The following is a 20311-nucleotide window of genomic DNA, read 5'->3' as shown; positions in this document are numbered from 1 at the left end:
TCACCACTGTCGCGGCATGCCGCTGAATCCGCCCATGGCCGGCTGCTGCATCATCTGCTGCTGCATCATGGCCGCCTGCTGGCCCATGCCCGCGAACATCGACTGGAGTTGGAACATCCGCTGGTTCGCCGCCGCCTGAACCTGGACCAGATTCTGCATCGCCGCCGCGGCCGCCTCCATCGGGGCGACGCCGCGATTGACCATTCCGGCCATCTGCTCAGCGGCCTGGGCGACGGCGTCGGCCCCGAACTGGCCCCCGGTCTCCTGATTGATGACCTGGGCGAACATCGCCTGCTGATCGGCCCTCATGTCCTGGACGGCGGCCACCGCCGCTCCCCGCGCCGGCTGGCCGACCCTCACCCTCGCCGCGGGCCTGGCGTCCGCCGCGTCGATCGCGTCGTTTCCGGCCGCGTATGCCTCCTCAAGCCGTTTCACCTCGGCGTTCTTGCGATTGCGGCCCCGCTCAATCGAGGCGTCGACGCCCTCGTTGTCCCGGGCGTATTCGTCGACGAGTTTGTTGACTTCCTTCGTCTTGGCCGCCCGCGCCTCGTCGGTCGCCACCTGCTCGGGGGTGGCGAAGGCGAACGGCGAATTCGGAAACCGGCTGGCCAGCTCCCTGGCCGCGGCCGGGTCGCCGGCTCGGGCCTTCTGGATCAACTCCAGGGCCCTACCGTCGACTCCCTGCCGCGCCGCCGTCGCGGCGTCCTGGGCCCGCTTCAACGCCGAATTCGCACCGCCAAGGCGAGCTTCCAAGTCGATCCGGGATTCGGCGCCCGGGGCTGAGCCGGCGAGCGCCTTTTGCGCCGCCGCCTGCTCGGCTTGGGCCCTCCTCACCGCTTCGTCGGCCGCCCGGATCTCCGGCGACTGGCCGGCCATCTGGGCGGCGACCGAGTTTCGCACGCGGTCGAAGCCGCCGACCGCGATCGAGGCCTGCTTGACCCTCTCGGCGACCTTCGTCGAATCGTCGGCCTGGTCCTCTTCGTCGCGGATCGCCTGGATGGCGTCCGCCATCTCCTTCTGTTTCTTCGCCAGCTCCTTCGCCTGCTCCGCGATCTTCTTGGGGTCGATGCTGGGCATGCCGGTCAGCCACGACTCGATTTCGTTCCAGTTGTTGGCGACCGCCTGGATGGCCCCCATGGCCGCCGAGATGGCCAGGAACCAGACCCCGCCGACGCCCATCGATGCAGCGAAGACCTGGAGATTGTTCGTGACGCTGTTCATCTTCTGGGCGAGGCCGCCGGACACGGACGTGAAGTCCTGGACCGCGTACGCGAGCTGATTGACCCCCTGGGCCTTGGCCGCGGCGGAGGTGCCTCCGCCGAACGATCGATTCAGCGCGTCGACCTGGCCCTGCATCGCCTTGAGGGCCGCCACCTCCTGGCGGATTTGCTGGGCGTACTGCTGGGAGGACGTCCATCCCATCTTGTGGAATTCGATGACGTCCTGGACGGCCTTCTTCTGCCTCTCCAGCAGGGCGTTGGCTTCTCGCAGGGCGGATTGCCCCTCGACTTGCATCACCAGCTTGTCGACCTGGGTCGTGTTGCCGAAGAAGCTCATCGTCGATCACTCCGTGGTGTCGCGACGGTCGTCGATCATGTCGGATATGCCGCCAGCGACCTCGAGCGCGACGTGCTCCAGCCTCGCCACGAACGAAGGAGGAACCCCCAGGTTCAGCAGCGCTCCGGCGGCGTGATAGGCCGCCATCCTCGCGTTGATGCCCGTCCCGACGGCCGACGCATCAGGCCGAACGTCGACGGCCTTCCTCGCCTCCTCCAGCGTCTCGTCGACGCTGGCCATGATGGCGGCCAGCTCTTCGGGGCTGGGGACGTCCGATGGTTCGGCCTGCGGTCCGTCGTCGGGCTTCGCGTCGCTCATCTCTCCCCCCTGTAGATCCACTTCCGGAGGGCGTCGAACGCCGCTCGCCGGTCCTGTTCGCGGAACCCGCCGGGGTCGCGTTTCGGCATGTGGCGGGTTCCGGCCTCGTGGTACTTGACCCAGTCGAGCGACCAGCCGGCGATGATTCGGAGCGTCGCCGGGATCCGCTCGAACCAGACCCGGTAGCCCGAGACGATCCATGACGCCTCGCCGTGCGGCGCGAGCGGCGGGCCGGCGCCGCCCCGGGTCTTCACCGTCGACGGCTTGACCGGGACGAAGTCGCCGCCCTGGGCGTCCTTCCCCTGGAGCAACTGCTCGCGCTTGCCGTCGGTGTAGATCTGCCGCAGCCGGGGCTCGAGCGGCGAGAGGTCGTCGAGCCGGTCCTGGATGCCCTGGTACTTCCTCAGCAGCTCGCCGGCCATGTCAATTCCTCCGAGGATCGACGAACCGCAGGGCCTCGGGCTTCGTCACGTAGAACCAACCGGGCAGGATCGGCCTCGCGTCGTCCGGCCTGCCGTAGGGATGGACCCACAGCAGGCTCACGCGGTACGTCTCCGGCTCGACGTCATGGCCGCAGACGACGTACAGCCCCGGCCAGGGCTTGCGCGTGTTTGTGGGCAGAACGCCGCCGAGCTGCCCGTGGAACGCCCAGGCTTGCTCCGGGGTCTTCGGGATGGGCGGGATCATCGCATCGCCTCCGCGGCCGTTGTGCGTCTCAGGGCCACTGCCTTGACCGACCCGAAGACGACGCCGCAGCGCGGGCATTCCCACGCCGGCGTCCGGCCGCCGTCGCGGAGCCGAGGGGAGGTCGCTGAACACAGAGGGCACGGCCTCCGGTCGGCGGCGGAGGCGGCTGCGGGGCGGCTCACGGGAGGTCTCCGGCGAAGTCGGCCTCGCGATCCTTCTCCAACTCGGCGAGCCGCCGCTCGGCCCAGTCGCGGATGGCCCAGTCGTCCCACGCGTCGACCTTCCTGTCGAGCGCCCTGGAACGCCCCGGGCGGATGATCCGATGGCACCAGCGGCACGCCCATTCCGAACGGCCCTTGGGCGTCCAGAGCTTGCGGACGGAGCGGCCGCATTCCGGGCATGCGGCCTGCCAGAAGCGGCGGCCCGACTTCATCGGCCACGAGGACAGCGGGACGTGTCGCCCCGCGATAGTCAGGATCGCCGTTTCGCGCGACTTCACGAGCCGGAACGGCGCCTCGATGCACTTCGTGGCCGCGCCGCCGTCAGTAAACGCCAGGACATTCGAGATGGTCCCCACGCCGCCGTCGAGCACGCCGAGCGTCACCAACCGCTTGATCTCCAGGACCATGCAGCAAGTCGCGGGCATCGGGGGTCGGCTCGACGTCGTCGCCATGGGCAGGGCCTCGACAACCTCGTACTGGCGTTTATCAGCGACGCACGCCGCGTACTGGATCGATGATACCCGCGATACAAAAACGCGTCAAAATGACTATATGTGACATGAGATGCCAGACCGTGTCATTTTCCGTGCGGCGGAAAAATGAACGCCGGTTGGGCCGGGCCGCCGCCTAGCTGGCGGCTGATGCGTCCTGCTAGGCGAACCGTGCCGGCGGCTTTCGCATGCTGATTTGCAAACGGCCGACGGGATCGTGGGCGGATGGGAATCAGACGACGCGGCGTAGAGGACACCACGAAACCAAGCGACGGTCGACGTCCTGACGAATTGCGTCAGAGTGCGGGTTTGGCGTGCTGATTTAACGCTCGCTGGGACGGGATCCGAGTCGACCGCTCGGAGCTTCGAGGGGGTTTTGAGGGGACGCCCAGGGGTTTTGAAGGAGTTTTGAGGAGAATCGACGACCGCTTATGGGTCAACGCAAGTCTTTACACGAAAGCCATTTGAGTCTTAGAACCCGAGGTTTCGAGGGTTTTGAAGGTTTTGAGGCCCCGTCAGCGTGTATAGGGCCAGGGAGGTGATGGCGAGAGACAGAAATGTGATTTCAATTCCTATATTTCCATAGACAACAAGAAATCCCCTAAGCTGACAACTTGCATGCTTCCACCATCGCCAAGATCCCAGTCTTGACGGCTTCTGGTAGTTGGGGCCACGCGTTCATCAACCTGGAAAGCCTAGAGTCGTCGCCGTGCGGCAAATGCGCGGCAACCGGCCCCTGCTTTATCCACAACCTACGTCTTTTCAGAACGTTAGGGCGATCGCCATGAGGTAAGTTAATCCGTTGGTCCTGGGTTCGAGTCCCAGCCCGGTCACTTCCGCTGAAAGCCGCCTCCGGGCGGCTTTCGGCGTTATTACCATTCCCGGCGTCCGCTCCGGACGTCCAACGAAACCGATCGGCTGCCCCGACGACCCAATGTGGCCGCCCGTCGGTCGTGCGCTCGAGCACACGCTTCTTCACTTCCAGAGGAAGTGTCCCACGAGAAGGCCCGCGATGAACGCCAGGGGGATCGCGGCGAGGACGAGCATCGACCAGGCGAGGACGACGGCCGGCGGAAGGACGACGTCCTGAGCGCGTGGCGCGGCGGTTTCGGTCGGGCGGATGGAGGGCACATCGTAGCGGATTGGAGGGATAGCCGAGACGTCGGGAGTCGCGGCGCCAACGATCGCGGCGAACTCGGGAACGACGCCCGGTTCATCGGGAACCAGGAACGGCTGCTCCGGCGGTTCGGGTTCGCCCTGCGTTGGTTCAGGGACCTGGATCTCCGCCCGGCACTGGGGGCAGGCTGTCGTTGATCCTGCGCGGCGGGAGGGCGCTCCGAGGAGCTTGCCGCATCGATAGCAGCGGAACTTGATCGGCTGGTCGGACATGAATCGCACGCCTCGTCGCGTCGGTCGAAAGGTCGTCGTCGGGGAGAGGTTCTCCGTCCAGCCTACGCGGACGGTCCACGGGTCGCCAATCCCCGGAAGAATAACCGGCTCGTCGACGACGTCTGTATAATCGTCGCGAACGGGGATTCGCGCGCAACCCTCCCTCCGCGCCGACCGCGTTCCCGGCGCATTCGCGGTCCGGGGGATAGGATTGGGGCGATGGAGCGCGCCGAGCGGCGGATGATTTCGGTCCCAAAGGCTCGACTCAGGGAGGCTGCGGCCCTTGCTGTACGACTCGACGAACAGAGGACGCCTCCGCGCGGTCCTCGCCGGCGCGTCCTTCCTGGCCGCCGCCTTGACCAACACAGTCGCCAGCCGCGGCGACACCGTCATCATGAAGAACGGCATGTCCTACCGGACGGTGACGACGCCCGAGAAAGACAACACGCTGCTCTATCTCTGGGACGGCACCCGTAAAATCGTCGTGCGGGACTCGAAGGTCGAGCGGATCATCCCCGACAACGTCCTGCGAACGGGCGAGAAGTTCTCACTGGTTCAGCCGCTGGAGAAGCACGGCGGCCTGATGCCCAAGGAGGTCGTCAGCGTCGCAGCCGAGCCCTGGGACGAAAAAGGACGACGACGATTCCAGTATTACGGACGCTCCAGCAAGCCGATCGTCATGCAGCAGGCGATCAACGAGATCGGGCCACACATCGTCCGCTTCCGCGGAGTCGATGAGTTCTGGCAGGGGCAGGCGTCGCTGCGGGCCATCCCGCGCTCGGTGATCATGAGCCTGCTCCACAAGGTCCAGCAGGAGAACCAGAACGAGCGTGAACGGGTCGTCCGCTACCTGATCGGCGCCGGATGGTACGCCGAGGCCAAGTCGGAACTCGACGAGTTGATCAAGGACTTCCCCAACAGCGACCTCAGCGAACGAGCCGGGAGCGCCCGCGATTTCATCCTTCAGGCCGAGGCCACTCAGCGGCGGTCGGACGTCGACGCTCTCCGTCGCGCGCAGCAGTTCAAGGCCGCAGCCGAGTTGATGAAGACGTTCGACGAGCCGGGGGTCCCGACCGAGATCCAGGTCGAAGTTCGCGATCTCATGCGCCGAGATTCCGACCAGCAGCAGGCCGACGACGCCGCCAGCAGCGACCTTCGGCGACTGGAGTTGAAGCTCTCGCCCACCGTGCACGCCGCCTGGAAGTCGCGCCTGGCCGAGGTTCAGAAAGGTCTCGCCGAAGCTCCCGACGCTGTCCGCGACCGCCTCGCCGCCTGGCGCAAGGCCAGGGCCGAATCATCGGCCGGCGACGAGGCCCAGTTCGCGCTGGCCATGTCGGGGTACGTCGCGGGCCTCGAAGGAGCCGTGTCCGACCTCTCCCAGGCCGACTCGCTCTGGAAGGCGCGAGACCTCATCGCTTCATACCTGAATTCCGATTCCGACGCGGTTCGCGAGGATATTCTGGCCAAGCTCGACGAGTTCGAGTGGGCCGGGCAAACGCCCGAGGCCCCGGGCTTCGGGAAGCTCGAAGCGGCGGAACGGCTCTGCCGTCTCATGCCGCCCCCTCAACGAAAGGCTTCCGACGAATCCGAACGGGGGACGCTCAAGAACGTCGTCGACTCCGACGATCCCGTCCCCACGACCTACCTGATCAACCTGCCGCCGGAATACCACCCGCTGCGAAGCTATCCGGCGGTCGTGGTGCTGCACTCCGGGAACGGCCCCCAGGCGGTCGTCGACGAGTGGAAGGACGAAGCCGCCAAACGCGGCTACGTTCTCATCGCCCCCGAGTATCGCGCCGGGAACAGCGACACGGAATACCATTACACCGCCAGCGAACACGCGGCTGTCGAGTTGGCTCTCCGAGACGCCCGCCGACGATACGCGATCGACGCCGACCGGGTCTTTCTCGCAGGTCAGCTTGCCGGCGGCAACATGGCCTGGGATCTGGGCCTCGGGCATCCAGACCTGTTCGCGGGCGTCGTCGCGGTCTCCGGCTTCCCCGCCAAGTACGTCCCCCGCAGCCTGGCCCAGCACGAGAGGCTCCCCCTGCTGTTCGTCATCGGCAGCCTGGCCCCGGCCTCGGAGGAAGTGATCTACGAAGGCTACGTCAAGCCGATGATCTTGAAGGTTTGGGACGTAACGTATATGGAGATGAGCCGCCGTGGGCTCGAGGAGTTCCCCGAGGAGATCCCCGCCTTCTTCGACTGGATGGCCCCTCGTCGTCGCGAGCCCTTCCCGATGTCTTTCGACGCGTACATGTCCCGAACGTGCGACGACCGTCGTCACGGGGTTGTGATCAAGAGCTTCACGGAAGGCCGCACCACCGCCCCGGAGGCCGTCGAACCACTGGGTCGAAACCTCAATCCTGCCTCAATCAAGGTGAAGACCAGCAATCTCGGCAACCTCGTCGACGTCACTGTCAGCGGCATCGACAAGCTGGATCTCTGGCTCTCCCCCAAGACGGTCGACTTCAAGCGGAAGCTTGACGTTCGGATCAATCGGAAGCCCATCTACAAGGGCCAGCCGAAACTCGAACTCAAACCGATGCTTGAAGACCTGCGAATCCGAGGCGACCGCGGCCAGATGTACTGGGTGAAGATCCCGGCCGGCTGATCTGGTAAAATCGGGGTCTCGAAATGTCGTCCGCCGGAATCGAAGACCCTGGAGAGCCTTGTGACGATTGAGAGACCTGACACGCCGGAGTGGGTGCGAGACGCCGTCTTCTACCAGATCTTCCCCGACCGTTTTGCGCGCAGCCTGAGCGTCCCCAAACCGCAAAACCTCGACGAGTGGGGAACCGCGCCGACCTACAATGGATACCAGGGGGGCGATCTCGCCGGCGTGGCCGAGCATCTCGATTACATCCAGGAGCTCGGCGCCAACGCCGTCTACTTCACGCCCGTCTTCCAGTCGGCCTCAAACCACCGCTATCACACGCACGACTACGAGAAGGTCGACCCCATGCTCGGGGGCGACGCCGCGCTCCGGCGGCTGCTGGACGCCGCCCACGCTCGAGGTATGCGCGTGGTCCTCGACGGAGTCTTCAACCACGCCAGCCGTGGGTTCTTTCAGTTTCACGACATCCTGGAAAACGGCCCGGACTCGGCTTACCTCGACTGGTTCAAGGTCAGCGGCTTTCCAGTCAACGCCTATCACCTTGACGTCGCCCCGAACTACGAGGCCTGGTGGAATCTGCCGGCCCTTCCCAAGTTCAACATTCGCAACCCGGAAGTCCGTGAATACCTGTTGAACGTGGCCGTCCGCTGGATCGATTTCGGCATCGACGGCTGGCGGCTGGACGTCGCTAACGAGATCGACGACGACGAGTTCTGGCGAGAGTTCCGCCGCCGAGTCCGCGCGGCGAACCCCGAGGCTTACATCGTCGGCGAGGTCTGGACCGACTCTCAGCACTGGCTCCGCGGCGACATGTGGGACGCCGTGATGAACTACCACTTCACCCGCGCCTGCCTCGCCTTCTTCTCCCGGGGAGAGGTCGAAATGGCGGAGCTTCAAAAAACGAGCCTTCACCCAACTCCGGAACCCGGCGCCGAGTCGTTTGCGAGGTCGATCGAGCGCCTCCTGAGCCTCTACGCTCCCGAAACCAACGCCGTGATGCTCAACCTGCTAGGGAGCCACGACACCGCGCGGTTCGTCAGTCTGGCGAAGGGTGATTTTTCCGCCCTCCGTCTGGCGACCCTGTTCCAGATGACCTACCCCGGTGCCCCGTCGATCTACTACGGCGACGAGATCGGGATGCAAGGCGCTCACGACCCAGCCAACCGAGGGGCCTTCCCCTGGCACGATCGTTCCGCCTGGGATCTCGACCTGCTCCACGAGATCCAGCGTCTAACCGCGCTCCGGCACGCCCGCCCTGCCCTGCGACGGGGTTCGTTCCGAGTCCTCCACGCGATCGGCGACGTCTTCGCTCACGCCCGCAAGTTGGGCGACGAGGTCGTTCTGGTTGCGTTCAACGCGGGTGACTCGACTCAGCGGCTCGACCTCCCCGTTCACGACCAGGCCGCCGACGGCGCCGAGTTGGCCGATCCGTGGTCGCATCAGAAAGTCCGCGTCGACGCGGGTTGCATCCGCGGCCTGGAACTACCGCCACGCTCCGGCAAGGTGCTGGCATCCTCATGAGTGGAAGACGGCCTCCGCCCGCCTGGCGGCTCCCTCAAGGCGTCAACACGTCCTTGTGGGAGTACTTCAACACCCCCCGACTCGCCGCCGAGGAGGACGCCTACTTCGCCGGGCATCCTCTTTTCGAGGCCGACGCGGAGGCCCTCGACGACCGGTTCCGTCCTCCTGGGCGGCTTGTGGATCTGGGCTGTGGAGCGGGTCGGCACGCGATCCGCTCCGCAAGCCGCGGCTTCGACGTCGTGGCGATCGACCTGGCACGGCCGATGCTGGACGTCGTGAGTCGCAAGGCGGAGGACGCCGGAACGCGATTGCTGACCGTGCAGGCCAACCTCTGCAATCTAGGCTGCCTCCCCTCGGAAACCTTCGACTACGCGACATCAATGTTCAGCACGCTGGGGATGATCCGAGGCCGCGACGCCCGGCGGCAGGCGCTCGCGGAAACGGCGAGGGTCCTCAAACCCGGCGGCCGACTGGCGCTGCACGCCCACAACATCTGGCTCAACCTGAGAGACCCCCAGGGGCGTCGCTGGCTCTTTCGCCAGCTTCCCCGGCTGTTCCGAGGTTCGGAGGAGTTCGGCGATCGCCGAATGACCTATCGCGGCATCCCTGGAATGGAGGTGCACCTCTACCGCTGGCGCGAGCTGAAGCGGGAACTCACCCGCGCAGGCTTCCGCATCGACGAGGTGATCCCGCTCGACGAGGTCACCGCCGCCCCCATCCCCAACCCCCGCCGATTTCCCAGCCTCCGCGCCGGCGGCTGGCTCGTCTTTGCGACCCGCGCCAATTTCTGAAAAAACTCTCATCTCGTCGCGACCTCACCGAACTCGACATGCGTAGTGATGGTTGTGAGAAGGGCTGGTCGACCTCGCGTCGACCCCCTCGACACGTACCTTCCACGAGATGGGAGAACAGCGATGCAATTCCCGACTCGACTCACAACCAAGGCGGCAGCGGCGACGATCCTGGCTCTTGCATGCTCAATCACACCAGCCTTCGCCGGTCATGGCGGCGGCGGGGGCGGCCATGGCGGCGGCGGCCATGGCGGCGGCGGCCATATGAGTGGCGGGCACATGGGAGGGGGCGGTTACGTCCATCACGGCGGCGGCGGTTACGTCCATCACGGCGGCTATTATGGGGGCGGATATTACGGAGGCTTCGGTGGACTGGGCTTCCTGGGATATGGGCTCTATGGCAACGGTTACGGGTACGGATACGGTTCGGGGTATTCGCCGACCTATTACTCCAGCGGCTATTCGTCGGCGCCCGTGTACTCCTCGCAGCCAGCGTCCGCCCCGTACCTGACGAACCAGACCTACGAGCCCGGCGACGGCTACCGCTACCCTCTGTACTACGACCCGGCGACCGGGACCTACTTCTATTACCCTGTCGCGCATTGACCGGCTGAACGATTCAGAGGCGATCCACCAGTTCAGCGGCGGAGATCGTCCCTGAGTCGGGCGGATCGGCGAGAACCGCCTCGGCCTGAAGGTCGAGGTCCATCACGACGGACTCGCCGACCGCGTTCCACAAGAAGAGCCTGACGAGGCCGGCCCGCTCCTGATCCGTAAGGTCGGTCCCGGGGGGGATGAACATCCGAACGAAGGGCCGACCAACCGCATTGGCCAGGGTGTACCGCATCTCCCCAGGATCGATGCAGTACTGGCGTCGGATCAGGCTGCGAGCGGCTGACAGCCCCTTTCGCGGCTTTCTCGCATGAACGATCCAGCCGGGGACGAGACCCGGGGCAGCCGCGATCAGAGCATCGATCCTCCGACCTGCCTCATGATCGCCCTCGGGCGAGAAGACGAGGATGCAGGTGCCGTCGTGATCGAGTTCGAGATCGAAACCAACGTCAAAGCCGCTCGCGTGAAGGGCGCGACCGATCAAGGCGAACGCCCGCTCCTCCACGCCCTTGCGAAACGTCGCCGCCAGGGGTGATGCATTCCGCTGGAAGTATTCCCAGAAGACGGCGGGATCGGACATGACGCGGGGGACCCGCTTCAGATCTGGTAGTTGAGCCGTTGGGGATAGGCGTCGTCGGGGCGGACGTCCAGCCCTTCGCGGTAGCGGAGGTTCGGGGTCTCGATGGTGACCGTCGTTCCCGGCGCAACGCTCCGGGTAATCCAGGCCGACGAGCCGATGACGGCCTGGCGACCGATCACGGTCTCGCCGCCGAGGATCGTGGCGTTGGCGTAGATGACGACGCCGTCCTCGATGGTCGGATGCCGTTTGCGACCGCGGACGATGGCGCCAGTAGTCTCGTCGCGAGGGAAGCTCAGGGCGCCCAGCGTGACGCCCTGGTAGATCTTCACGCCCTCGCCGATCTCGGTCGTCTGGCCGACGACGACTCCCGTGCCGTGGTCGATGAAGAATCCACGACCGATCGTCGCGCCCGGGTGGATATCGATGCCCGTCTTGCCGTGCGCGTACTCCGTCATCATCCTGGGGATCAGGGGCACGCCCAGGTTGTAAAGCTCGTGCGCCAGGCGGTAGACGGTGATCGCAGAGAGCCCCGGATAGCAGAAGATGATCTCGTCGAGGCTGGACGCGGCCGGATCGCCCTCGTAGGCCGCCTTGACGTCGCTGGCCACCAGTTCGCGGAGTTCGGGGATCTTTTCCAGGAACTGGAGCGTGAAGACCTCAGCGCGGGACTCGGAATCGGCCTTGGGCTCGCGTGCGTTGCAATCGTGCTGGTAGGCCCGGGTGAGTTGCTGGCGAAGGCGATCGTAGAGGCTGTCAATGAGGTCGCCGACATGATAGGCGACGTTCCCCATGTGCAGGTTTTGGCGACGGCCGTAGCCGGGGAAGAGAATCTCGCGCAGATCTCCGAGGATCTCGACGATCTCGCGATAGCTGGGGAGCGGCGAGTTGCCAAGGTGGTCGATCGATCCGCAGCCCTGGTAGTTCGCCACGATCCGGGCCGTCAGGTCGGGGAGCGCGTCGCGCGAGAGCTTCCCGTTGGTGTTCACATCCGTCGCCATGTCCCGCCCTTCCGCCGACGTATCGTCGCAGCCCCCGTTCCTTCTCTGCATCTTACGGCAAGGCTCCCGGGCGATCAACGCGGGGAGCCCGCCCACGCAACGACTCATCAACGCGTTCGTTGACTTGTTCCGGGGTCGACCCTAGCATGATCCGGGACATCTCGCACGGCTCCCCTCGTGACATCGACACCCAGGCGCGACCACTGAGAGGAAGGCATTGATGGCGACGGATCGGCCCCGGACGCTCGGCGAGCTGCGACGGAGCGGGCATCGGCTGGAATCGGTCAAGGACGAAATGAGGCGCAACCTCGTCCGCAAGCTGCGGACCGGCGAGCCCCTCTTCCCGGATATCCTTGGTTATGAGGACACCGTCGTCCCCCAGATCCAGAACGCGATCCTGTCGCGTCACGACATGCTTTTCCTCGGCCTGCGCGGCCAGGCCAAGACGCGAATGCTCCGCCAACTCGTTCATCTGCTCGACGACGAAACGCCGATCGTCGAGGGGTCGGAAATCCACGACCACCCGTACCAGCCGATCTCCAACTTCGCCCGACAGCTCGTCGCCGAGAAGGGGGACGACACGCCCGTCGCCTGGATCGGCCGCGAGCAGAGGTACAACGAGAAGCTCGCCACGCCCGACGTGACCATCGCCGACCTCATCGGCGAGATCGACATGATCAAGCACGCCGAGGGCCGCTATCTGTCGAGCGAGGCGACGATGCACTACGGCCTGATCCCGCGCACCAATCGCGGGATCTTCTGCATCAACGAACTCCCCGACCTCGCCCCCAAGATCCAGGTCGGCCTCTTCAACGTGCTCGAAGAACGCGACGTCCAGATCCGAGGCTACCCGATCCGGTTGGAATTGGACCTCTGCCTCGTTTTCTCCGCCAATCCCGAGGACTACACCAACCGAGGCCGGATCGTCACGCCGCTGAAGGACCGGATCGGGTCGGTAGTGCGGACGCACTACCCGCTGACCCGCGAGATCGGCATGGCGGTCAACGACCAGAACGCCTGGCTCGACCGCGGCGAGGAAGACGAGCTGGCCGGGATTGAAGTCGCCGTGCCGGTCTACATCAAGGAGGTCGTCGAGGAGGTTTCGCGACTCGCCCGGACGTCGCCACACGTCAACCAGCAGTCGGGCGTGTCGGTTCGGATGTCGATCGCCAATCTGGAGAACGTCGTCTCCAACGCCGAACGCCGAGCCCTGCTCACGGGCGAGTCGGGCGTCGTCCCCCGGATCGGCGACCTGGCCTCGGCGCTCTCCAGCTCGCGCGGGAAGCTCGAACTGACGATGAACGAGGAAGACGGCCATGAAGACAAGCTGATCCAGCGAATCATCGACGAGGCCGTCAAGAACGTCTTCGTCCATCATTTCGACGCTCGCGAGTTCCGGCCGATCGTCCAGTACTTTGAGTCCGGCCAGACGATCGAGACGGGAGACATGCTCTCCTCGAAGGCGATCCTCGACCGCGTCGCCAAGGTCCCCGGCCTTGTCAAGCGAGCCGAAGAGGCCGCCGCCGAGTTGGCCCCCGCCGCGAAGTCGTCCGGTGCCCGGACCGCCGCCGCCGCCAGCGTCGCCGAGTTCATCCTCGAAGGTCTGCACGTCAATAACAAGCTCAACAAGACGGCCAAGGGTCGCGGAACGTCTTACCAACGTTAGGCGATTTCCGTACGTCCGCCGACGAGGCTCGATCCACGCATGTCGAACTACGAATACTCGAAGTGGGACGGCTCGCAGGAGTTCCAACCGCAATCGGCCGACAAGATGTTCGACCAGATTGCGGAATACCTCCTCCAGTATGGCGAGGACGTTCTGCGCAATCTCGACGATGTGGACGACGACGACCTGCCCGAGGTCGTCGAGATGATCCAGAAGGAAGGGCTCATCGAGCGCGACGAGGAGGGCCGATGGGCCGTCACGCCGCGGGGCATGCGGCGAATCCAGGACAAGTCGCTGCATGAACTCTTCCTGACCTTCAACCGCGACGCCCTCGGTCGGCACGAGACCCAGCAGAAAGGCGAGGGGACGGTCTCGCTCGAGGACACGCGCCCATACGTCTTCGGCGACCCCCTCGCCAACATCGACATGCACGAGACCCTCAAGAACGCCTACATCCGCCAGGGGGGCGGCGTTCCCATCCGGCTCACGCCGGACGACTACGTCGTGCACGAGACCGAGTACCAGACGCGCTGCGCCACCGTCGTGCTCATCGACATGAGCGGGTCGATGGGACGCTACGGCAAGTATTACACGACGAAGAAGGTCGCCCTGGCGCTCCAGGCGATGGTCAGGGCGCAGTATCCGCAGGACTCGATCCAGATGATCGGGTTCTACACGTACGCCAACAAGATGACCGAACGCGAGTTGTTGAACTCGGCCCCCAAGCCGGTGAGCATCTATAACAGTCGCGTCCACCTGCGGTTCGACCTGGACCAACCCGCTGGACGCGTCCCCCAGCACTTCACGAACATCCACGCCGGGCTACGCCTGGCTCGGAGCCACCTGCTCCGACAGGCGGCCGGGAACAAGCAGATCATCGTCATTACCGACGGCGAGCCCACGGCCCACATTGAGGGCCGCGAGGTCGTCCTCATTTACCCGCCGGCGGAGAAGTCCGCAGCGCACACGTTGGCTGAAGCCCGTCGCTGCGCTTCGGCCGGAATCCGGATCTCCAGCTACGCTCTGATCGAGGACTACTTCTACCACTCCCTGGTCAACTTCGTGCAGGAGATGGCCCGCGTTACGAACGGCGTCGCGGCCTACTGCTCGGCTGAGGACCTGGGCAAGTTCGTCTTCGAGAGCTTCGTCGGCGGCCGGCATACGCGCCGGCATCGAGCATGACGGGCGGTCTCAGGGAAGCTCGTAGAGATCGTACTCGACTTCCGAGAGCCGCTCGATCGGTACGGCCACTCGCCCCATCAGGTCGAAGAGGCGAGTCTCCCAGTCTGCGGGGTCGTCAACGACCTCCAACTCCTCAGAGAGCGGTTCGCCCTCGTCGTAGATGATCTGCCCTGCCTGTTCGAGCCTCCCCCTGACCTTGGCACCGTCCCGGAACAGCTCAAACCCGTAAGTGTCTGAGGCTCCCTCCATGATGAGCGTCAAGGCCGGGCCAAGTTCGGACGCTCGCAAGAGCGCTTCCTGATCGGCGACGAGGATCGGCCCCCACAGAGCGGTCCAGCCGTCGACCGTCGCGACAGCAACGGTCAGCGCAGAGCCGAAATCCCCCAGACCGGTCGCCTCCTCGAAGTCGACGGACCTCAGATAGACCGCTCCGGGGAATCCCAGTTCTTCGAGAAACGCCGGGACGTCTCCCGATCGATCGACTCCGATCAGGACGGCGCTCGTATGCCAGGACATAGCAGGCCTGCTCCAGACGGCTTTCGGGCTTATGAGGACTGCTTGACCATGCTGTAAGGGACGACCTTCACCCCGCGGTCGCGCAGGCTGGAGAGCCCTTGTCGCAGTTGCTCAAGCTGCCGTCGCCACTCCTCCGCATCGAGAGGCTCCCAGGCGTTGGGCGCGCCCGGAGCGGCGATCTCTCGTTCGTCCATCAGGAAGACGATGTCGCCGCGAGTCAGCAACAGCGATTCGATCAATCGGCCGGTGCGTTCGACGTGCTCGGCGCTCCGGGTGCGGCCGCCGACGCCGACGAGCACCATGACGCTCAATTCGATCCCCGCCGCCTTGGCCTCGGCCGCAAACGCCTGGAGGTCGGCGTCCGACCAATCCTTGCCGTAGAGTCGGCGGAGTTCCGGGGCCCCCGACTCGATCCCGAGCGCAATGCGCGTCAAACGGCGTCTGAAGGCCGACCGGAGAGTCGCCGCGTCGGCCACGGGCGACTGGAAGTCGTCGAGGAACGCATGCACGTCGTCGACGACATGCTCGCCCTCGGACTGAAGGTTCCGCTGGAGGATGTCCAGGTAGGCGAGAACGTCGGGGCCCGGAAGTCGAAGGACGTCGACGCCGGCGAGATAAGCGCTCCGACTCTGGAGCAACCGCCGGCCGAGAAGGCCCGCGACCCCACGAACGTGCTCCTCGAACTGCTCGGGCGTGCGCACGATGTGCTCGTTCACAGGGCCAGCCGCAAAACTCCGTCCGTCGCGATCGCCGACGGTCGCCTGCACGACGACCGCGTTGGGACAGTCAGGCGGGACCAGGGGCAGCGGTCCGTAGGCCTGGGTGTGGCGTTGCTTGAAATTATCCCACGCGGCGGCGTCCCAGCGAGCGATCCGGCCCAGGAACTCGCGCAGATCAGCCTCGCCGATCGGGCGAGCCTTGTCATCGGGAGGATCAATTCGACAACCAGAATCCTGGCTCAGATCGGTGAGGAGGCTGACGGCGACGGTTCGCAGTTCCTCGTCGATCCGACGCGCCTCGGCGGCGCCCAGAACGCGCCGCTTCATCACCAGCGCCCCGTTCTCCCGAACGCGGTCGACCTCGTGGACGGCTCCGTCAAGACGCTTGATGAAGTGGCGATCGAGCATGTAGGCGCGCTGCCACCGTCCTTCAAGATCGAAGTGATAGATGGGGGCGTCGCCGAAGTAGAGGGAGAAGGCTCCCTGCTTGAACCCGGCGAACACCAGATCGCGGCCCTCCCACTGGAGTCCCTCACGACGCGAATAAAGCGCCCCCTTCTCCAGCAGGCACGCGGCCTCGTTCGTCGGCGAAGTCATCATGCGTCGTTCTCCCTCGACCCGACGGCCGTTCGAAAACAAAACCGCATGACGCAGGCGTCGAAAAACGACCCGCGTCTTGGGCTTCGGAAACGCTCTCGTCGGAAAAGACGGTCCGATTATACTAGGCGCAGGCAAGGGGTGGAGGACTCGTTCGAGCATCGGACAAAAGTCTCCACGACCCCTCGCCATCATGGAGGATGACGACGATGGCGCGGCAGGACGCTCCAGTCGGCGACGGCCTTCTCGCGCCGAAGATCAACCAGCAAGCCGCTTTCCGAAAGACCTGGCAGCAAGCGTTGGCGCTCGCCGCGATCAGCCTGGCGTTGTTCCTGGCCGGTAACGCGCGGACGGGATTGTGGGATCGAGACGAACCGCGAAACGCGGTGGCCGTCCATGAAATGCGCGCGCGAGGCGACTGGCTCCGCCCGACGTTCAACGGCGAACCTCGCCACCACAAGCCGATCCTCAACTACTGGCTGATGGGACTGGCCACGGCCGTCATCGGCGAGGGCCCCGCCGGGATGCGGCTGCACTCCGCGCTGGCTGGATCGGGGACCGTTCTGCTGGTCTGGTTGCTGGGGCGTCGGATGCTGGGAGAGCGTGCCGGATTTCTCGCCGCGCTGATGCTGGCGGTCTCGCCGATCATGGTGGCCGAGTCCAAGCTGGCGACGACGGACGCGACCCTCACTTTCTGGCTCATGGGCTGTCAACTCTGCCTCTGGGAGCTGGCTCACCGCGAGTCGCCGCGGATCGCGTACTCGTTCTGGGTGCTCCTTGCGCTGGCGATGCTGACCAAGGGGCCCGTCGGCCCGATCCTGCTGGCGACGACGGCCCTTCTCGCCTGGTGGTGGGGATGCCCCGTGCCGACTGTTTGGAAGCGGCTGAAATGGCGCAGGGGGCTGCTACTGTTCACGCTGCTGAGTGCTCCGTGGTACGTCATGATGCTCTTCTCCAGCGACGGCGGATTCGTCGAGGTTGCCGTGAAGCAGCAGTTCCTCAATCGGATCGCGACCGACATGGAACAGCACGGCTCGATCCCGGGTTACTACCCGCTGACTTCGATCATCCTCTTCTTCCCCTGGGCGTGCCTGGTCCCGATGGGGATCGTCGCCGCCTGGCAACGGCGCAAGGCCGACCCGACGCTTGCCTATCTGCTGGCCTGGATCGTCGGCCCGCTCGTCTTGCTGGAGTGCGTCCAGACGAAACTGATCCATTACTACCTGCCGTCGTTCCCCGCCTGCGCCTTGCTCTCGGCCTGGGTGGTGAAGTCAATCTCCCGCCAGGAGGTGACGCTCCGGCGTTGGCCGCTCGGCAAGCTGGCGCAGGGGATGATCGGGGCGGTCGGCGTGACGGCGGGCGTCGGATTGGCGGCGGCTTCGATATCGGCCCCGCCGGGCCTGGGGATAGGCCTACCACTGGTCGCCTGCGGGCTGACTCTGGGTCTCGGCACAGCCGTGGGGCTGCTGCATCTGCATCGCGGCGATACCTGGCGCGGAGCCTACGCCCTTGCCGCGGCCGTCGGCTTGATGATGTTGTTCGTCGGCGGCTGGCTGCTGCCGAATGCAGAGCCCCTGCGCGTTTCCCGAATCGTCGGCGAACGGATGATCGCCCTCAAAGCGCAGACCGGGCTCGACCCCTTGCTGATGAACTACCAGGAGCCGGGGGTCATCTACGCCTACGGCCGTCCGATCACCCTCACTCGCGAGGGCGGCGTTCTTCAGCAAGAACTCGATCGACGCGGTGCGATGATCACCGCCGTGACGCCGAACGAGTTGCCGATCTTCGAGAAGAAGTTCGGCGTAACCATCACGAGGATCGAGGACGTCCTCGGCTTCAACCCGGCCAAGGCGAAACCGACCACCCTGCATCTCGCCGTAATTCGCAAGGCGGCCAATGCGCCTTCAACGGCCTCGGGGACGGTCGGCGAGGAGTCGCTCATAGAGTGAGCGAAGCTGCGCCGTCATCGTCTCATGGCGGAACTGGTCGGCAAAGCGTCGCCGCCCCTCCTGCCCCAATCGTTCCCGGAGCGTCGGATCGGCGGCCAGGCGGAGCACAGCCTCGCGCAGCCCCTCCAGGTCGCGAGGACGCAGCAGGACGCCGGTTTCCGGCGTGATGACCTCGCGCGCGCCGTCGACGTCGTAGCTGATGGCGGGTCGACCGACGAGCAACGACTGCGGCAGGACCCGCGCCAGCCCTTCGCGGAGGCTGGGATGAATCACGGCGTCGACGCCGTTGAGCAGCTCGGGAATGCGGTCGGGCGGAACGAGGCCCGTGAGGATGAACGCATCGCGGATCCCCTTCGCTTCCAGTTCCGCGATGAGCTTTTCCCGTAGGATGCCGTCGCCGATCCAGACGAACCGGACGTTCGGGTTCGCCTTCAGCACCGCCGGCGCGACGGCGATGATGTCGTCGTGGCCTTTCAACTCGAACAGCCGGGCGACCGTCGCGAAAGCCACATGTTCCGGCGCCAGCCCGAGTTCCCGGCGGACCTCCTCGCGCGAGCGCCTCGGGTTCAGGAAGGCGTCGGCGTCCATGCCGCTGTAGACCGTCGAGAACTGCTCGGGACGGCCCACGCCGGCCGCCAACGCTTGCTCGGTCATGGCGTCGCAAACGCTGACGATGGCGTGGCAACGACGTGCGGCCCAACGCTCCAACGCGATATAAAGGCGGTTCCGCCGAGCCGACTCGAACGGGCCGAACGGCAGTCCGTGGATCGTATGAACCACGGCCGGAACGTTCTCGTTCCATGCCGCGGCCCGGCCGACGATGCCCGCCTTTGAGCTGTGAGTATGCACGACGTCCGGCTTGAGCCGTCGAAACGCCCGTCTTAGTTCGCGATACGCCTTCCAGTCGGTCGTCGGATGCACCGCGCGGATCAGGTTCGGCGTCACCTCGACTTTGAGCCCTTGAGCCTCGGCGCGTTGAAAGAGATCCCCTTCCGGCCCCTCGGCCGGCCCGGTGATCAGAGTGACGTCGTCGTGATAGCGGTGGTGGAGCCCCTCGACGGTCAGCAGCGTATTTTCCTGGGCGCCGCCGAGAATCAGGCGGGTGATGACGTGGACGATCTTCATGGCGCGGTCGCTCGGCCCTCGGGCGTTCGATCGTAGTTGACGCGGAGCATGAACAGCCCGCGGGCGGGAGCGGTCGGGCCGGCCTCGACGCGATTCTCGGCCTTCAGGACGTCGGCCACCCAGCTCTCGGGCCGCTTGCGAGTCCCAACCAGCGAGAGCGTGCCGGCGATCGCCCGAACCATATTGTACAGGAAGCCGTCGGCCTCGACCTCGATGTGGACGACGTCGCCCAGTCGCTGAACATCCACGTCGTAGATCGTCCTGACGGAGCTGAGGCGGTTGGGCCAGTCGGTCTCGAAACTCCGGAAGTCGTGCCGCCCGACGAGCGCGGCCCCGGCCCGGTTCATGGCGTCGACGTCGAGTCGATGGAAGACGTGCCAGGCGTATCGCAGCTCGAACGGGCTGGCGTACTGGGCGTTGTCGATCCGGTATCGATACCGCTTGGATCTGGCGTCGAGCGTGGCGTGGAAGGCTTGCGGGACCTCGGCGACATCCAGAATTCGGACGTCCCGCGGGAGGGTGGCGTTGAGCGCCTTGAGGTACACTTCGGGCCCATGGCGAGAGGCGGTCAGGAAATGGACCACCTGGCCCAACGCGTGGACGCCGGCGTCGGTTCGACCGCTGGCGTTCGTGTTAGGCCGGGTGCCCGTGAGCCGCTCGATCGCCTCGTCGAGCACGGATTGCACGGTGCGCAGGCCAGGCTGGCGCTGCCAGCCGTGGAAGTCCGTGCCGTCGTAGGCGATCGTCAGCTTGATGTTCCGCATGGCCCGCCGGG

At 65.5% G+C, this 20311-nt stretch carries 19 protein-coding genes; 7 read left to right on the top strand and 12 right to left on the bottom strand.

The window, feature by feature from the left end; genetic code table 11:
- The 6 genes from G5C50_RS18850 to G5C50_RS18825 form a co-directional block, all read right to left on the bottom strand.
- A complete protein-coding gene (locus tag G5C50_RS18850) occupies window positions 1–1557 on the bottom strand; it encodes a hypothetical protein (protein ID WP_165071824.1) in 1557 nt (518 codons plus the stop codon).
- A 6-nt stretch (window positions 1558–1563) separates the two neighbouring features.
- Window positions 1564–1875, bottom strand: a complete 312-nt coding sequence (locus G5C50_RS18845; RefSeq protein WP_165071822.1) for a hypothetical protein — start codon at window positions 1873–1875, stop codon at window positions 1564–1566.
- Window positions 1872–2297 (bottom strand): hypothetical protein, encoded by a 426-nt coding sequence (locus G5C50_RS18840; RefSeq protein WP_165071821.1) that lies wholly within the window; start codon window positions 2295–2297, stop codon window positions 1872–1874. Before G5C50_RS18840 ends, G5C50_RS18845 begins: the two co-directional genes overlap by 4 nt.
- Before the next feature lies 1 nt (window position 2298).
- Window positions 2299–2562 carry a hypothetical protein gene (locus tag G5C50_RS18835; RefSeq protein WP_165071819.1) on the bottom strand — a complete coding sequence of 88 codons (264 nt, stop codon included), beginning with the start codon at window positions 2560–2562 and terminating at the stop codon, window positions 2299–2301.
- A 178-nt stretch (window positions 2563–2740) separates the two neighbouring features.
- Window positions 2741–3235 (bottom strand): hypothetical protein, encoded by a 495-nt coding sequence (locus G5C50_RS18830; protein ID WP_165071818.1) that lies wholly within the window; start codon window positions 3233–3235, stop codon window positions 2741–2743.
- Window positions 3236–4249: 1014 nt separating this feature from the next.
- Window positions 4250–4663, bottom strand: coding sequence for a hypothetical protein (locus G5C50_RS18825; protein WP_165071816.1), 414 nt, complete (start codon window positions 4661–4663; stop codon window positions 4250–4252).
- Between the two features lie 283 nt (window positions 4664–4946).
- On the opposite strand from G5C50_RS18825, the gene G5C50_RS18820 reads away from it, so the two are divergent.
- The 4 genes from G5C50_RS18820 (at window position 4947) to G5C50_RS18805 (ending at window position 10198) form a co-directional block, all read left to right on the top strand.
- Window positions 4947–7277 carry a carboxylesterase family protein gene (locus G5C50_RS18820; RefSeq protein WP_165071815.1) on the top strand — a complete coding sequence of 777 codons (2331 nt, stop codon included), beginning with the start codon at window positions 4947–4949 and terminating at the stop codon, window positions 7275–7277.
- A gap of 66 nt (window positions 7278–7343) precedes the next feature.
- On the top strand, window positions 7344–8801 hold the full coding sequence (locus tag G5C50_RS18815; RefSeq protein ID WP_165071948.1) for a glycoside hydrolase family 13 protein: 1458 nt from the start codon (window positions 7344–7346) through the stop codon (window positions 8799–8801).
- Window positions 8798–9592, top strand: coding sequence for a class I SAM-dependent methyltransferase (locus G5C50_RS18810; protein ID WP_165071813.1), 795 nt, complete (start codon window positions 8798–8800; stop codon window positions 9590–9592). The genes G5C50_RS18815 and G5C50_RS18810 overlap by 4 nt, the downstream gene beginning before the upstream one ends.
- A gap of 123 nt (window positions 9593–9715) precedes the next feature.
- Window positions 9716–10198, top strand: coding sequence for a hypothetical protein (locus tag G5C50_RS18805; RefSeq protein WP_165071812.1), 483 nt, complete (start codon window positions 9716–9718; stop codon window positions 10196–10198).
- A 13-nt stretch (window positions 10199–10211) separates the two neighbouring features.
- Here G5C50_RS18805 and G5C50_RS18800 read toward each other — a convergent pair whose 3' ends face one another.
- Together G5C50_RS18800 and G5C50_RS18795 are read right to left on the bottom strand one after the other, a co-directional pair.
- Window positions 10212–10784, bottom strand: coding sequence for a hypothetical protein (locus tag G5C50_RS18800; protein WP_165071810.1), 573 nt, complete (start codon window positions 10782–10784; stop codon window positions 10212–10214).
- Between the two features lie 17 nt (window positions 10785–10801).
- Window positions 10802–11782 (bottom strand): serine O-acetyltransferase, encoded by a 981-nt coding sequence (locus G5C50_RS18795; RefSeq protein ID WP_165071809.1) that lies wholly within the window; start codon window positions 11780–11782, stop codon window positions 10802–10804.
- Between the two features lie 220 nt (window positions 11783–12002).
- Here G5C50_RS18795 and G5C50_RS18790 point away from each other — a divergent pair, with 220 nt between their 5' ends.
- Both G5C50_RS18790 and G5C50_RS18785 read left to right on the top strand, forming a co-directional pair.
- Window positions 12003–13448, top strand: a complete 1446-nt coding sequence (locus G5C50_RS18790) for a sigma 54-interacting transcriptional regulator (protein ID WP_165071807.1) — start codon at window positions 12003–12005, stop codon at window positions 13446–13448.
- 39 nt (window positions 13449–13487) lie between these two features.
- Window positions 13488–14630 (top strand): VWA domain-containing protein, encoded by a 1143-nt coding sequence (locus G5C50_RS18785; RefSeq protein WP_165071806.1) that lies wholly within the window; start codon window positions 13488–13490, stop codon window positions 14628–14630.
- A gap of 9 nt (window positions 14631–14639) precedes the next feature.
- Here the strand turns inward: G5C50_RS18785 and G5C50_RS18780 are convergent, their stop codons facing one another.
- Both G5C50_RS18780 and G5C50_RS18775 read right to left on the bottom strand, forming a co-directional pair.
- Window positions 14640–15146, bottom strand: coding sequence for a hypothetical protein (locus G5C50_RS18780; protein WP_165071804.1), 507 nt, complete (start codon window positions 15144–15146; stop codon window positions 14640–14642).
- Window positions 15147–15175: 29 nt separating this feature from the next.
- Window positions 15176–16465, bottom strand: a complete 1290-nt coding sequence (locus G5C50_RS18775) for a hypothetical protein (RefSeq protein WP_165071803.1) — start codon at window positions 16463–16465, stop codon at window positions 15176–15178.
- Between the two features lie 206 nt (window positions 16466–16671).
- Between G5C50_RS18775 and G5C50_RS18770 the strand changes: the two genes are divergently transcribed.
- Window positions 16672–18411 carry an ArnT family glycosyltransferase gene (locus tag G5C50_RS18770; protein WP_165071802.1) on the top strand — a complete coding sequence of 580 codons (1740 nt, stop codon included), beginning with the start codon at window positions 16672–16674 and terminating at the stop codon, window positions 18409–18411.
- Here the strand turns inward: G5C50_RS18770 and G5C50_RS18765 are convergent.
- Together G5C50_RS18765 and truA are read right to left on the bottom strand one after the other, a co-directional pair.
- Window positions 18367–19536, bottom strand: a complete 1170-nt coding sequence (locus tag G5C50_RS18765) for a glycosyltransferase family 4 protein (protein ID WP_165071800.1) — start codon at window positions 19534–19536, stop codon at window positions 18367–18369. The two genes, G5C50_RS18770 and G5C50_RS18765, sit on opposite strands and share 45 nt — an antisense overlap.
- The gene (truA, locus tag G5C50_RS18760; RefSeq protein ID WP_165071799.1) at window positions 19533–20300 is read right to left on the bottom strand and encodes a tRNA pseudouridine(38-40) synthase TruA; all 768 of its coding nucleotides are present in this window, start codon (window positions 20298–20300) and stop codon (window positions 19533–19535) included. The genes G5C50_RS18765 and truA overlap by 4 nt, the downstream gene beginning before the upstream one ends.
- Window positions 20301–20311 lie beyond the last annotated feature (11 nt).

Source organism: Paludisphaera rhizosphaerae (genome assembly GCF_011065895.1).
Classification (GTDB): Bacteria; Planctomycetota; Planctomycetia; order Isosphaerales; family Isosphaeraceae; genus Paludisphaera; species Paludisphaera rhizosphaerae.
The sequence above is the reverse complement of the archived record's forward strand: the minus strand, read 5'-3'. Positions and strand labels throughout refer to the sequence as shown.